Below are 14,308 nucleotides of genomic sequence, written 5' to 3'. Positions count from 1 at the left end.
GATCCCTACGGGGCTTCGCCCCTGCGGGATCGACAGGCAGTAGCAGCAGGGTGAGGATCAATCAACGGGATTGCACAGCGACAAGGAACATCACCTTTGCCGTTAAGCTCAAATGCGTCACCCCTCTTGCGGATCGGTGAGAGGGCTGTCGGATGTTCGCTTTTTGGCTATTTTTGCCAAAGGAGTAATCAAGACGTATGAAGAGAAAGATTGGCACCATAGTAGCCACGTGGGTCCTCAGTGTCGTGGCGGGGCTGAGCCTCACAGCGCAGGAAGCAAGCATCACGACCCTCGAGGCGGCCGACTTTGGGATCCGCCCCATAAGCGGTCAGGATAGCGGGAGAGGCTTCGCAGCGCTGCTGCAGCAGGCGAGAGAGGTTTCCTCTAAGGGCGACAGTCTCGTCATCCATTTCGCCCCGGGCGTCTACACGATCCGGGAGCAATCGCTCCCCCGAGAGACCCTTTTTATCTCCAATCACGACCACGTCGCGGAGAGAGCGGTGGCGCTATTCCTGCACAATCTGCACCGCACCCGCATCGAGGCAAAGGGGGTCACCTTCCTCCTCCATGTGCAGCTGCTCCCGGTGGTGATCAAGGGGTGCGGCGACCTGACGCTCTCGGGGCTGACGCTGGACTACCCGGCACCGACGCTTACCCAGCTGGAGATCCTCGCCGTGGAGGGCGACGAGGTGGTGGCAAGACTGCCGGAGGAGACGCGGTTTCGCATCGAGGATAAGGGCAAGATCGTGCTGCTGCTTGAGGAGGGGCGGGAGAGTCGGGTGAGCTATACGCTTCCCTTCGCGTCCGATGGGCATATGAAGGCGGGTCGGGCGGATGTCGCCTTTGACCCCCACTCCATACGACGGCTGGACGAGCACCGGGTGGCGATCAAGGGCTGGGCGGAGGCACCTCACTTAGAGGTGGGGGACCGGTATGCCCTGAGGAGCGGGGCACGACCCACGCCGGCGATCACGGTGATCGACTCGGAGCGGATCGGGCTGGAGGGCGTGACGGTCCACTTTGCCGACGGGATGGGGCTGGTGGCACAGGACACGCGAGACATCTCACTGGATCACTTTGCCGTCAAGCGGCGCGAGGGGAGCGAGCGATACTTCACCCTCCAGGCCGATGCCACCCACTTCTCCAACTGCCGCGGTCACATACGATCCGTCAACGGACTCTATGAGGGTATGGCAGACGATGCGATCAACGTCCACGGCGTCTACCTGCGGGTGGACAGCCTGCTCCCGGACAGAAGCGTGCTTGCCACCTTTGCGCACCCGCAGGCATTTGGTCTCACCTGGGGCGCCGTCGGGGATACGGTCCGGCTCGTAGACCGAGAGACGCTGCTCCCGCTGCTGACGACGACGATCAGTGCGATCTCGGCAAGGGATCCGCACCACAAGGTCATCCGGCTGAGCGACCCCCTACCCAATGACCTGCCTGCCGAGATGGCGCTTGAGAATTACTCCGCCATGCCCTCCGTGTACTTTGCTAATAACGTCGTGCGGGACAATCGGGCCAGAGGGGCCCTCTTCTCGACCCATCGACGGGTCATCTGTCGGGACAATCTCTTTGACCACACCCACGGCAGTGCGATCCTCCTGAGTGGCGATGCGAATGGGTGGTACGAGAGTGGCCCGTGCGAGGAGGTGCTGATCACGGGCAATCACTTCATCAACGCTCTGACGGCAAGGTACCAGTTTACCGAGGGGGTGATCTCCATCTTCCCTGTGCTTAGGAAAGTGGTCCCGGGGAAGTACTACCACGGGCGGGTGGTGGTAGAGGGGAATACCTTTGACACCTTCCCTTCGCCGCTGCTCTACGCCCTGTCGGTGAGGGAATTGGTCTGGCGGGACAATCTCGTCCGCCTATCGCACGACTATGCCCCGCTCTTCGACGACCTGAGTAGCCGGCTCATCAACGTCGGCACCGCAGTGGTGGACCGGAGCGCTACCTCTTGTCCCGGAAAAAGCGAGACATCAGCTCCCGGCAGTCGTCCGCAAGGATGCCGGAGGTGACCTCGGTCTTGGGGTGAAGGATCTCCCGGCTGACGGTGGTGAAGCCGACCTTCGGCTCATCGGCGCCCCAGACCAGCCGTGCCGGGCGACACCAGCGGATGGCGCCGGCACACATGACGCAGGGCTCTATGGTGACGTAGAGCGTGCAGTCGGTCAGGAGCTTAGCACCGAGATGTCCCTGCGCTGAGGTGAGGGCGATCATCTCCGCATGGGCGGTCACGTCCCTCAGCCCCTCAGTCTGGTTGTGTCCTCTGCCGATGATCTCCCCCTCCGGCGAGACCACCACGGCACCTATCGGCACCTCGCCCTCCTCCCGAGCCAGCTCCGCCTCCCGCAGAGCCTCCCGCATCAGCACCTCATCACTCCGTCTCATGATCCCGTCCATCACTCGAGGGGAAGGGGCTTGGCGGGCATCAGCCCCAGTTCGTCCGCTGCCCACTGCTCCATATACCGGAGTGCCTCCTGACGGTCGTTGTGGATCAGGCCGTCGAGGATCGCATTCTTGATCGCCTCCTTGATCTGCCCCACAGCGGAGCAGGGCTCCAGCTCGTAGAGGTCCATGATCTCCCTCCCATCCACGGGGGGCTGAAAGTTTCGGATCCGATCCTTCTCCTCAATCTCCCGGAGCTTCTCCCGGACGATGGCGAAGTTATTGAGATACCGCTCCACCTTACGCGGGTTCTTACTCGTCAGGTCGCTCTCGCAGAGCAGCATCAGGTCCTCGATGTCGTCTCCGGCATCAAAGAGGAGTCGCCTCACGGCCGAGTCGGTCACACCGTCGTCTGCCAGCTGCGCCGGGCGCATATGGAGGGAGACCAGCTTGCGGACATACTTCAGTCGCTCGTCGGTGGGAAACTTCGCCCGACGGAAGATCTTAGGCAGCATCCGCTGCCCCAGGTAGTCGTGGTTGTGAAAGGTCCAGCCGCCGCGGACAAATTGCTTGGACCTCGGCTTGCCTATATCGTGGAAGAGTGCCGCCATCCGCAGCCGGAGAGAGTCGCTCCGCTCTGCCACATTATCCACCACCTGGAGGGTGTGGTAAAAATTGTCCTTATGCCCCACCCCATCCTGCGTCTCGGCGCCCTGCAGGGCAGACACCTCGGGGAGGTAAATATCCATCAGCCCGGTGCGGTACATCAGGTCAAGCCCTATGGAGGGCTTCCGGCAGGCCATGATCTTCATAAACTCGCCCTCGATCCGGTCCGCCGAGACGATCCGCAGCCGATCGGCATTTCGCCGGATCGCCGCCAGCATATCCGGAGGGATGGTGAAGCGGAGCTGGGCGGCAAAGCGCACCGCCCGCATCATCCGCAGAGGGTCGTCGGAGAAGGTGATGTCCGGGTCAAGGGGCGTGCGGATGATCCCCATGCTGAGGTCCCTCAGCCCCTCGAAGGGGTCGTGGAGCGTCCCCGCCCCCGGACCGGTCACGGTGACGGAGAGCACATTGATCGTGAAGTCGCGCCGCGCCTCGTCCTCGGCAAAGGTCCCCTCCGACACCTCCGGCTTGCGTGACTCCTCCGTATAGCTCTCCCGACGTGCACCGACAAACTCGAGCTCCCTACCCCGATACTTCACCTGGGCGGTGCGGAAGTTGCGGAAAATGGTCGCCTGAGACCCGCGCCCCAGCAGCTCCGAGATGCGATCAGCCACCCGCTCGCAGTCCCCCTCGAGGACAAAGTCCAGGTCCGTCGTCGGTCGGTCGATGATCAGGTCGCGCACCGCACCGCCGACCAAGCGTATCTCCACACCGGTCTCCTCCGCCGCCCGGTCCAGCACCTCCAGCAGGTCCCGACCTATCAGCAGTTGAATATCCTCCCACAGGGGTCTCTCTATCGTCTCTCTTGTGATCACGTCTTGTCTCATCTCATTATGGTAGACCTTTTTTATGTCGCAAAGAAAAGGTCTTGCGCCCAGACTCCCCCGATCGGACCCATACGCAGAAGCACCTCAGGGGCAAGAGGGGGAGCGATGGGCCCGGTGCTCACGTATGCGACCGAGCCTACATCTCCGGAGTGCCTTGAGTGAGGTATGGCGTATGGGTTTCTTGGTGACAAAGGTAACCATTTTGCCCCATCGGTGGTGGGGCAGGGGGAAATCTTCTTCTCTCTCCCCCTACACGAGACGAACATCCACAGGAAAAGAAATGAGGAGAAAAGGCTTAACTTTGCACCTATGATAATAGCAGTAGACTTTGATGGCACCATAGTGGAGCATAAGTACCCCGCTATCGGTGATGAGATACCCGGTGCGGTCGAGACCCTGAGGCAGCTGATCCGCGATGGTCATCGGCTGATCCTCTGGTCGGTGCGTGAGGGGGCTTTACTGGACGATGCCGTCCGCTGGTGCGAGGAGCGAGGGATCACCTTCTACTCCATCAATAAGGACTTCCCCGAGGAGCGGGAGGAGGACAGGCACTTCAGTCGCAAGCTCAAGGCCGACCTCTTCATCGACGACCGCAACCTCGGCGGTCTCCCGGACTGGCAGGTGATCTACCAGATGGTCGCCTCGGGACACCCACACCACCCCCTCCACGTCACCACGGTGATCGACACGGAGCAGGCTGAGATGATGAAGCGGTACAATAAGCCCCGTCGTCGGGGCCGCTTCTTCTAAGGCTCGCACGCTCTCTTGTCGGACGCATCGGACAGCGCACTATGCTGGCACCCGACCCGTGTGACTTGTCCGATAGAGCATTGATTTCCCCCTCTCCTGTGGGGGAAATTCTTTTACCGGTTTAGTGTGGACGCTGAAGTCGGGGGCTACTGGGTCTCGTCGGCGGGGTGGTGCCCCTTGTGGAGGATGTAGGAGAGACGCTCCACGATGACGCAGAGCATGGGCGCAGCGATGAGGATCGTGCGCAGGGCTATGGGTGAGAGCCGGTTCGTGCGACCCATACAGGCGATCAGCACCAGCAGGAAGGAAAGGAGGTGGAAGAGGATCGGGTACTGCCTCCAGATGAACGCCCGATCAGGCAGCAGGCGGTCACGACCAATGACCCATCGGAGTAGCCGGATCACCGCAAGGGCGCCGATGAGCGCCACGACGGAGTGCCACAGTGGCACCACACCTATAGGGGTGAGGTACAGCGCCGCCAGGGCTAAGAAAAACTCACAGACCCAGAGGTACAGGGTGCGACTGTGCCGGCTCCGCCCGCTGATCGTGCCGCCGAGGTAGACGATGGCGAGCAGCAGTGGTACGACGAAGTAGTAGCCGATCCGGTCCATGGGGCTGTCGTGAGGCGATCAGACGTTGAAGCGGAAGTTCATGATGTCGCCGTCCTGCACGACATAGTCCTTCCCCTCGATGTAGAGCTTGCCGGCCTCCTTGACCGCCTGCTCGCTCCGGAGGGCGATAAAGTCGTCGTACTTGATCACCTCGGCGCAGATAAATCCGCGCTCAAAGTCGGAGTGGATCACGCCGGCCGCCTGCGGGGCCTTGCTCCCCCTCGGATAGGTCCAGGCGCGTACCTCCTTCTTCCCCTCCGTGAAGTAGGTCTCCAGCCCCAGCAGCGCATAGGCAGTCCGGATCAGGCGCGAGACACCGCTATCGGAGAGCCCTGCCGCCTCGAGGAACTCCTGTCGCTCCTCGTAGGTGTCCAGCTCGGCGATGTCCGCCTCCATCTGTGCCGCCATCACCATCACCTGCGCCTCCTCGTCCTTCACCGCCTCACGGACGGCATCAACGTAGGCATTGCCACTCACGGCATCGTCGTCGGTGACGTTGCAGACGTAGAGGACCGGCTTGGCGGTGAGGAGGAAGAGCTCACGGAAGCACTTCCCCTCCTCGCTGTCGGGATCAATATCGAGGGTGCGGGCGTTTTTCCCCGCCTCGAGGATCGGCTTGACCTGCTTGAGGACGCTCAGCATCGCCTTGGCGTGCGGGTCGCCACCGGAGGCGGTGTGCTCCGCCTTCTTCCATCGGCCCTCGATCGTCTCGAGGTCCTTGAGCTGCAGCTCGGTGTCGACCACCTCCTTGTCCCTCACCGGGTCGATCGTCCCATCGACGTGGACGATATTGGGGTCCTCAAAGCAGCGAAGCACGTGGATGATCGCATCGGTCTCGCGGATATTGGCGAGGAATTGGTTGCCCAGCCCCTCACCCTTGCTGGCACCGCGCACAAGCCCGGCGATGTCTACGATCTCCACCGTCGTCGGGACGATGCGCTCCGGGTCGACGATGTCGGCGAGGGCATTGAGCCGCTTATCCGGCACGGTGATCGTGCCGAGGTTGGGCTCAATGGTGCAGAAGGGGAAGTTGGCCGACTGCGCCTTGGCATTGGAGAGCGAATTGAAGAGAGTGGACTTGCCGACATTGGGCAGCCCGATGATACCGCACTTGAGTGACATGGGTCTTGATTGCTTGATTGGGTGGTGTCAGATCTTTTCCGAGGGGGTGTCGATGGGCTCCTTCAGCTCCATCATCTTGCGCTGCCGCTCACGCGCCTCGGTGACGCGCTTCATCAGGTCGACCGGGTGGTCCACCTGCTTGTCGGAGAGGGCGGCATCAATCACCTCGCTGATGTCGCGAACGTAGACGAAGGAGAGGTCCTCGAGGTACTCCGCCTTGATCTCGTCGATGTCCTTCTTATTCTCCTCGCAGAGGATCAGCGTCTTGATGCCGGCGCGCTTGGCGGCAAGGATCTTCTCCTTGATACCCCCCACGGGGAGCACCTTGCCGCGCAGCGTGATCTCGCCCGTCATGGCGATGTGGGGCTTGACCTGGCGCTGGGTGAGCGTGGAGATGAGCGAGGTGACGATGGTGATGCCGGCGGAGGGTCCGTCCTTGGGGATCGCACCCTCCGGCACGTGGATGTGGAGGTCCCAGTAGTCAAAGAGGTCCGCATCGATGCCGTACAGGTCGGCGTGGCTCTTGACATACTCGAGGGCGAGGGTGGCGCTCTCCTTCATCACCGCGCCGAGGTTGCCGGTCATGCTGAGCCGCCCCTGGCGAGAGGGGATGGCGGCACTCTCCACGAGGAGGATCACGCCGCCGACGCTGGTCCAGGCGAGACCGGTGACGACACCGGCGTACCTATTGCCCTCATACTTCTCCTGCTTGTACTTCTCCGGACCGAGCAGCTCGGGAAGATCGGAGGGGGAGACGGTGACGGGGAAGAAGGTGCGGGCCCGCATGCGATTCTTATCTTCCTTAGTGAGGCGGATCTCGTTACCATCCGCATCGTAGCCGGTGTCGTGCACCTTCAGCGCCTGTATCTCAGGTCTCTCGGCATGCTCCATCGCCTGCTTGGCGAGCTTGCGGAGGAGCTCACGGATGCGCTTGTCGAGCTGACGCACACCGCTCTCGAGGGTATAGTCCTCGATCAGCCGGTCGATGGTGCGCTTGGAGAGCTTCACGTCACCCTTCCTCAGCCCAATCTGGTCGAGCGAGTTGGGGATCAGGTGTCGCTTGGCGATCTCCACCTTCTCCTCCGGGATGTAACCGCTCACCTCGATCATCTCCATACGGTCCCGCAGGGGGCCGGGGATGTCGCCGATGTTATTTGCCGTGGCGATGAAGAGTGCCCGGCTGAGGTCGTAGTCGAGGTCGAGGTAATTGTCGTGGAAGGTATTATTCTGCTCCGGGTCGAGTACCTCGAGGAGGGCGCTGGAGGGGTCACCCTTGTAGTCGTTGGCGAGCTTGTCCACCTCGTCGAGGACGAAGACGGGATTGCCCGAGCCGGCCTTGAGGAAGCCCTTGATGATCCGCCCCGGCATCGCCCCTATGTAGGTGCGTCGGTGACCGCGGATCTCCGCCTCATCGTGCATACCGCCGAGGGAGATCCGGACATACTTCCGCCCGAGAGCGCGGGCGATGCTCTTGCCGAGGGAGGTCTTGCCCACTCCGGGAGGGCCGTAGAGGCAGAGTATCGGTGCGTGGAGGTTGCCCTTGAGCTTCAGTACCGAGAGATGCTCAAGGATGCGCTCCTTGACCTTCTCAAGACCGAAGTGGTCCTTGTCAAGGATGCGCTGGGCGGTCTGGATATTGAAGTTATCCTTCGTCACCTTATCCCAGGGGAGGTCGAGGATTGTCTGGCAGTACTGCAGCTGGACGCTGTAGTCCGGGCTCTGAGTGCTCATATGCCGCAGCTTGGCGACCTCCTTGTGGAAGGTCTCGCCCACCTCGGCGGGCCACTTTTTCTTAGCCCCCTTGGCGAGCATCGTCGTGACCTGGTCCTCATCGTCGTCGGAGAGCTCCTTGCGGATCTGCTGCATCTGCTGCTGGAGGAAGTAGTCCCTCTGCTGCTTATCCATCTCGCTCTGCGTCTGGTGGCGGATCTTCTGCCGCAGGGTCTGCAGCTCAGCCATCTGATTGAGGAGCGGGAGGAGGAGGAAGCCGCGCTGCTTCATGTCCGAGGTGAGGAGGAGCAAGACCTTCTGCTCCTGCTCCTCGGGGAAATTGCTGGCGCTGAAGTTGATGATCACCGTCGGGTCCTGCAGTCGGTGAGCCGATGCGATGAAGGGCTTGGGCACGTCGCCCTTGAATATCAGGAGCTGGATCATCACCTCCTTGATCGTCATGGCGAGGGCGCGATACTCCATATCGCTCTCGTCCGGCACCGTCTCGGGGCTGAGGGTGTAGGAGGCCTTGACAAATGGGGTGACGCTCACGAAGTCGCCCAGCCGCACGCGCACCTTACCCTGCATCACGACGGTAAGCATCCCGTCGCCCATATCGGCCACATGCATCACCTCAGCGATGATGCCATAGTCGATCAGGTCCTCGCGGGTCGGCTCCTCAATGGTCGGGTCCTTCTGCGTCGCCACGAGGATATGCTTATTCTCCGAAGAGGAGAGATAGTCGAGTATGCGCTTGGACTTATCCCGGCCGACGATGAGCGGCATCGCCACGTAGGGGAAGAGCTGGTCTGTGCGCATCGGCAGGAGAGGCAGCACATCCGGCAGCTCGCGGATGTCCTCCTCAAAGTCCAGTCTCTCGTCGTACTCAGGCAGTATCATAGGCATCATTTGTGATCTCTGTGGAGTATCATCGTCCTCCTCGAGCTCTATATCATCGATATCAAACATGCTGATCGTCAGTTCAGTTACGGCATAGCAACACATACCTACGCCAATAGTGTGCAAAGGTACCAATAATTGACCACAGCCCTACCTCCCACACTACCCCCACGTCACCTCAGGAGAGGAGCTGGCGGAGGATGGCGGGGGACTTGAGGGTCCCCATCTCGGGGAAGTGGTAAGTCATGTAGTCAAGGAGCAGCGTCATCAGGCTATTTCGCTCCTCCCTTGATAGTGGGATGGCGAGCGGGTCGGGGTCGGTGATGAAGCGGTAGAGCAGCTCTGCCTTGCCCGCCTCGGCCCCCTCGCCTCGACTCCTCGGCGCACGGAAGAGCCCCTCCTGCAGGTCGAGGACGTGGCCGGTGCGGTACTCCTCGTACCTGGGCAGGATCCCGAGGTGGTGGCAGAGACCGGTCATCAGCCTCAGGTGCCACGAGGCGCGCGCCGTCTCGGGGATCCGGTCGAGGTCGGCGAGGCTCTCCCGGAGGTAGCCATAGAGCGCTCGATCCGGTGAGGCTGAGCGGAGGAGCCGGTGGAGTAGCTCGGTGGCAAAGAGGGCGAGGGCATTGGCGGAGGGGTCTATGCTCGGTGCGGAGAGGAGCTGCACGATCGTCGTCCCTCTGGGGATGAAGACCTCCCGCGTACTCCGGTAGTCGATCGTAGTGTGGACCACGGAGAGGGGGATAAAAAGGGCTCTCGCCCCTCCGGCTGTCTTGCGGCCGGCGGGACGAGAGGCTCTCAGGGACAGCGACCCGAAGAGGTCACTGTATGTATGTATCATATAAGCGGTGTCGGAGAAGCGTACCGCTGTGAGGACGATGGCTTCGATCTCAGTCGTCATGGGACCCTTGCGGAGCGCCCTCTCGGTGGCGCATCAGAGCTTCTCCAGCATCCGTACGACGAGGTCGTATGCCTGACCGACGGTGTCGATCTTGACACGCTCGTCGGGGCTGTGCGGATGGAGGATCGTCGGCCCTACAGAGACCATGTCGGTCTCGGGGGCGATGCCCTGGAAGAGTCCGGTCTCCAGTCCGCCATGGATGATCTGGAGCTTAGGCTCAGCCTTGAAGAGCTCCTTATACGCCTCCTTCGTCACGTCCAGCAGGTGGGACTTCGCATTGGGCTGCCAGCCGGTGTAGGAGCCACTCAGCTCCACCTCGGCACCGATCAGCTCAAAGGCACTGCAGACCATGTCGGCGACCATCTCCTTGCGGCTCTCGCTGGAGCTGCGGACGAGGAACTTAGCATGTACCTCGCCCTCCTCGATGCTGAGGATCGCAAGATTGGACGATGCCTCGGTGGTGCCGGGGAAGTCTATGAGGGTGGAGGCGACACCATTGTGCACCGCACTGATGGCGAGGATCACCGCATCGCGAACCTCACGGGGCATCACCTTCTTCGGCTCCTCCTCGAGCGGTGTGGCGGCAAAGGTGATGTGATTCTCCACCTGACCATACTCGGCATTGAAGAGGCACTCCCACTCCTCGACCATCTTGACTAGGGTGTCAGCCTTCTCCCCCTCCTTGACGCAGACGACCGCCTTAGCCTCGCGGGGTATGGCATTGCGGAGCGTGCCGGCATCAACGGAGGCGATGTCGAGGTTGGTCTCCCGGACAGCGTGCTTGAGGAAGCGGAAGAGCATCTTCACAGCATTACCCCGGCCGAGGTTGATATCCACGCCGGAGTGGCCGCCCTTGAGGCCGGAGAGGGAGATCTCGTAGGCGACAGCACTCTTCTTCGCCTTCTCCTCCTTGTAGCCCAGCGTTGCGGTGACGTCCACGCCGCCGGCACAGCCGATAAAGATCTCGCCCATCATCTCGGAGTCAAGGTTGATGAGGTACTTGCCCTTGATGTCTCCGGCGACCAGCTCGTGAGCACCGATCATACCCTCCTCCTCGTCGACGGTGAAGATCGCCTCGATGGGCCCGTGCTTCAGCGTCTTATCCTCGAGGATTGCCAGCGTGATCGCATCTCCGATACCGTCATCGGCACCGAGGGTGGTGTCACGGGCGGTGACCCACTCGCCATCGATGTAGGCATCGATCGGGTCCTTCACAAAGTCGTGACTAGACTCGGGCGTCTTCTGCGGCACCATATCCATATGGGACTGGAGGGTCACCATCGGGTGATCCTCGTACCCCTCGGAGGCGGGCTTGTAGATAAATACGTTACCTGCCTCGGTGCGACGGGTCTCAAGACCGAGCTCCTTGCCGACACCGGCGATATACTTCGAGATCTCCTCGCAGTGGTGGGTGGGGCGGGGATGCTGGGTGAAGGCGTGGAAGTGCTTCCAGACCAATTCGGGCTTCAGATTTTTGATTTCCTCAGACATACAGATGTGAGTTATTGGTTTCTTGGTTTCTTGATTTTCTCAAAGGTACAAAAAACTCTCCTACCACCCACAGAGATGCCCCAGTGGGCGCTCCCGCCACAGCGCCCTCATCTGCAGGGGCAACACTAATACCGATATTAGCGATCGCTAATATCGGTATTAGTGTTTTCTTTTATCGGTATTAGAGTTTTCCTTTACCGGTATTAGACAGACGGCTGAGGAGGGGGCGCCAGAGGATCCGAGAGAGAGCAGAAGCGTATGGCCTACGAATTATTTCGTACCTTTGTCTATATACGTAAGGCAGCTCCGTATCGGTAGTTGCTCATAATCAGACAATAGAGGAAAGAAATAACATGATGAAAAGAAGTACACTTTACCTGCTCTCCCTGCTTGTGCTGAGCCTCTTTGGGGCGACGGCCATGGCACAGGGGCTGCAGCAAGATGACAGCAAGAAGGCTGCGATCGAGTTTGTCGAGTCGGAGCATGACTTCGGCACCATCAGCGAGGGTGACGGACCGGTCACCTACGTCTTCACCCTTAAGAATGTCGGCAATGCGCCCCTCGTCCTCACTCGTGTGATCTCGAGCTGTGGCTGCACCACGCCCTCTTTCTCCAAGGATCCGATCGCTCCCGGCAAGGAGGGTAAGGTGACTGTCACCTACGATCCCACGGGACGCATCTACCCCTTCGTCAAGACGATCTCGGTCTACAGCAATGGCAAGAAGGGACCATCCGTCCTCACCATCCGTGGAGAGGTGGTCAAGTAAACAATACGATCCAACTAAAAGAGGGGCTGCGCGTCACTATGACACGCAGCCCCTTTTTCTTGTATCCCATCACTTGGAGCGGTGGAGTTCCTCGTCGATCTTCTGGAAGGGAGAGTTATTGGAGACAAACTCCGGGATCAGCACCTTGAGCTCGCGTACCGCCTCCTCGGTCTGGAAGTCTCGGGCGGTGTCGATGATCTTGGCGACCTGAGCGCTGACGTTATCGTAGTCATTGGATCGGATGTTGGCGATGCGGATCTTATCGACTGTGGTAGGCTCGGTATTCTCCGTCGTGGCCAGCACCTCCTCGTAGAGCTTCTCCCCCGGGCGGAGTCCGGAGTAGACGATCTGGATGTCCTTATCCGGCTCAAAGCCTGAGAGGCGAATCATCCGGCGTGCGAGGTCATCGATCTTGTGTGCCTCGCCCATATCAAAGACGAAAATCTGTGGTCTCTCCGCCATCGTGCTCGCCTGCAGGACGAGACTGCACGCCTCGGGGATGCTCATGAAGAAGCGGACAATATCCTTGTGCGTCACTGTCACAGGTCCTCCGGAGGCGATCTGCCGGCGGAAGAGTCCGATCACGGAGCCGTTGCTGCCGAGGACGTTCCCGAAGCGGGTGGTGATGAAGATTGTCTTGCCCTCTACACGACCCTCCTGGATCGCCTTGCCGAGGCTCTGGATGTACATCTCACAGGCGCGCTTGCAGGCACCCATGACGTTGGTTGGATTGACCGCCTTATCCGTGGAGATCATCACCATCCGCTCAGCTCCGTACTTGACACACATATCAGCGATGTTGCGCGTGCCAGAGAGATTGGCGAGGACAGACTCGCAGGGATGCTCCTCCATCAGCGGCACGTGCTTGTAGGCAGCGGCATGGAGGACGATGTCCGGGCGGTATCGGTCAAAGACGATCTCCACCTTCTCCCTATTACGGACGTCCCCGATCATCGGCACGAGGTCGAGGTCGGGGTAGTCGTGCTCCAGCTCTAAGCGGATCTCGTGGAGAGGCGACTCTGCCATCTCGAGGAGGATCAGCCTGCGGACGCCATAGGAGGCGATCTGTCGGGCGATCTCGCTCCCGATGCTGCCGGCAGCACCAGTCACCATGACGACCTTACCCTCATAGAGCCGGTGGACTGCCCCCTTATCCTGATGGATGGTGTCGCGGAAGAGGAGGTCCTCGATCCGGATCTTGCGGACGCTCTCCAGCGCAATCGTGTCACTGCTCGCCTCGGAGACGGCCGGCAGGAGATAGGTCTCCAGATGGACCGACTCGCAGTCCTGCACCACTCGCTCCCCCTCCCCGAGGAAGTCCCGTCGGTCGGTGAAGAGGATCCCGTCGAGACTCTTAGAGCGCTTGAGGAGGTAGAGGTCGTTGCGCCCGGCCACGTGATAGATCCGGTGACCATTGATCTCGTGACCGGCTACCTTCGGGTCGTCAGTCACGAAGCCCATCATCCGGTAGGTCGTGCTCCCCTCGATGAGGGAGGAGACACCGGGTGAGTTGCCCTTCACCCCATAGACCATGATCCGCTTACGGCTGATCGGTCCATCGGTGCTGACAAGGAGACGGCGAGCGAGGAAGACCATCACCCCACGGAGGGCAAGGGCGATAAGGTAGGTGAGTACGACATAGCTCCCGCAGTAGAAGAGGATCACCTTGAGCGAAAAGGTGAGGTGAAGGAGCGTGACGTTGATCACATAGAGGGCAAGAAGGGAGATGAATGCATTGATGAGCGTGGCGATCAGGAGATTGAAGCTCACCCTGAGCGTCGTGAAGCGGAAGATCTGCTTGTGGACACCCGTGAGGAGGTCGGCTGCAACGGCACCGACAGCCACAGCAACTAAGCTGGCCGGCAGCAAGGTCCGCAGTGCAATCTCGGGCATCCCGACAAAATAGCGTGTGGCGAGAGCGGCAAGGACGGCGCAGAAGAGTGCCGAGACGATGTCGATCGCAAGCACGATCCATCGATTGAGATAAGACCGCGATAGGGACGAGAGAAGACTTCGCTTGCTTGTCATAATAATATTCACTCCTTGAGACCTGAGGTCCGGCACACAATCCCATCGACCTTACGATGGCACCCCACGAGAGCAACTTTACTTTAATAACTCCACAAAGATAAGTAAAAAAAGACTTATAGGTCAAAATGGTGGGTGCGACAG

Annotated in this window: 11 protein-coding genes; 3 read left to right on the top strand and 8 right to left on the bottom strand. The window is 60.5% G+C overall.

The genetic code is table 11. From position 1 onward, the window contains the following. Positions 1 to 197 precede the first annotated feature (197 nt). The gene (locus HMPREF2890_RS00695) at positions 198 to 2,021 is read left to right on the top strand and encodes an alpha-1,3-galactosidase-related protein (protein WP_070464025.1); all 1,824 of its coding nucleotides are present in this window, start codon (positions 198 to 200) and stop codon (positions 2,019 to 2,021) included. Here HMPREF2890_RS00695 and HMPREF2890_RS00690 read toward each other — a convergent pair. Continuing rightward, entirely contained in the window at positions 1,954 to 2,394 is a 441-nt protein-coding gene (locus HMPREF2890_RS00690) for a nucleoside deaminase (protein ID WP_246825215.1), read from the bottom strand. The two genes, HMPREF2890_RS00695 and HMPREF2890_RS00690, sit on opposite strands and share 68 nt — an antisense overlap. Before the next feature lie 11 nt (positions 2,395 to 2,405). Next, positions 2,406 to 3,884 carry a CCA tRNA nucleotidyltransferase gene (locus tag HMPREF2890_RS00685; protein WP_246825214.1) on the bottom strand — a complete coding sequence of 493 codons (1,479 nt, stop codon included), beginning with the start codon at positions 3,882 to 3,884 and terminating at the stop codon, positions 2,406 to 2,408. Between the two features lie 309 nt (positions 3,885 to 4,193). Between HMPREF2890_RS00685 and HMPREF2890_RS00680 the strand changes: the two genes are divergently transcribed. After that, positions 4,194 to 4,634, top strand: a complete 441-nt coding sequence (locus HMPREF2890_RS00680; RefSeq protein ID WP_070464020.1) for a BT0820 family HAD-type phosphatase — start codon at positions 4,194 to 4,196, stop codon at positions 4,632 to 4,634. 146 nt (positions 4,635 to 4,780) lie between these two features. Here the strand turns inward: HMPREF2890_RS00680 and HMPREF2890_RS00675 are convergent, their stop codons facing one another. The 5 genes from HMPREF2890_RS00675 to HMPREF2890_RS00655 all read right to left on the bottom strand — a co-directional run bounded on the left by HMPREF2890_RS00675 (position 4,781) and on the right by HMPREF2890_RS00655 (position 11,369). Continuing rightward, entirely contained in the window at positions 4,781 to 5,245 is a 465-nt protein-coding gene (locus HMPREF2890_RS00675; RefSeq protein WP_070464018.1) for a hypothetical protein, read from the bottom strand. Between the two features lie 18 nt (positions 5,246 to 5,263). Beyond that, entirely contained in the window at positions 5,264 to 6,367 is a 1,104-nt protein-coding gene (ychF, locus tag HMPREF2890_RS00670; RefSeq protein ID WP_070464016.1) for a redox-regulated ATPase YchF, read from the bottom strand. Between the two features lie 27 nt (positions 6,368 to 6,394). Continuing rightward, positions 6,395 to 9,046, bottom strand: coding sequence for an endopeptidase La (lon, locus tag HMPREF2890_RS00665; RefSeq protein ID WP_070464014.1), 2,652 nt, complete (start codon positions 9,044 to 9,046; stop codon positions 6,395 to 6,397). A 109-nt stretch (positions 9,047 to 9,155) separates the two neighbouring features. Further along, positions 9,156 to 9,878, bottom strand: coding sequence for a DNA repair protein RecO (locus HMPREF2890_RS00660; protein WP_070464012.1), 723 nt, complete (start codon positions 9,876 to 9,878; stop codon positions 9,156 to 9,158). Positions 9,879 to 9,911: 33 nt separating this feature from the next. Next, positions 9,912 to 11,369, bottom strand: coding sequence for an aminoacyl-histidine dipeptidase (locus HMPREF2890_RS00655; RefSeq protein ID WP_070464010.1), 1,458 nt, complete (start codon positions 11,367 to 11,369; stop codon positions 9,912 to 9,914). Positions 11,370 to 11,725: 356 nt separating this feature from the next. On the opposite strand from HMPREF2890_RS00655, the gene HMPREF2890_RS00650 reads away from it, so the two are divergent. After that, a complete protein-coding gene (locus tag HMPREF2890_RS00650) occupies positions 11,726 to 12,136 on the top strand; it encodes a DUF1573 domain-containing protein (protein ID WP_070464027.1) in 411 nt (136 codons plus the stop codon). Between the two features lie 69 nt (positions 12,137 to 12,205). Here the strand turns inward: HMPREF2890_RS00650 and HMPREF2890_RS00645 are convergent, their stop codons facing one another. Next, complete coding sequence (locus tag HMPREF2890_RS00645; RefSeq protein WP_070464008.1) at positions 12,206 to 14,164, bottom strand: polysaccharide biosynthesis protein; 1,959 nt, start codon at positions 14,162 to 14,164, stop codon at positions 12,206 to 12,208. Positions 14,165 to 14,308 lie beyond the last annotated feature (144 nt).

The sequence above is a fragment of the Porphyromonas sp. HMSC065F10 genome (assembly GCF_001808555.1).
Lineage (GTDB): Bacteria > Bacteroidota > Bacteroidia > Bacteroidales > Porphyromonadaceae > Porphyromonas_A.
This window is presented reverse-complemented; position numbering and strand designations above follow the sequence as displayed.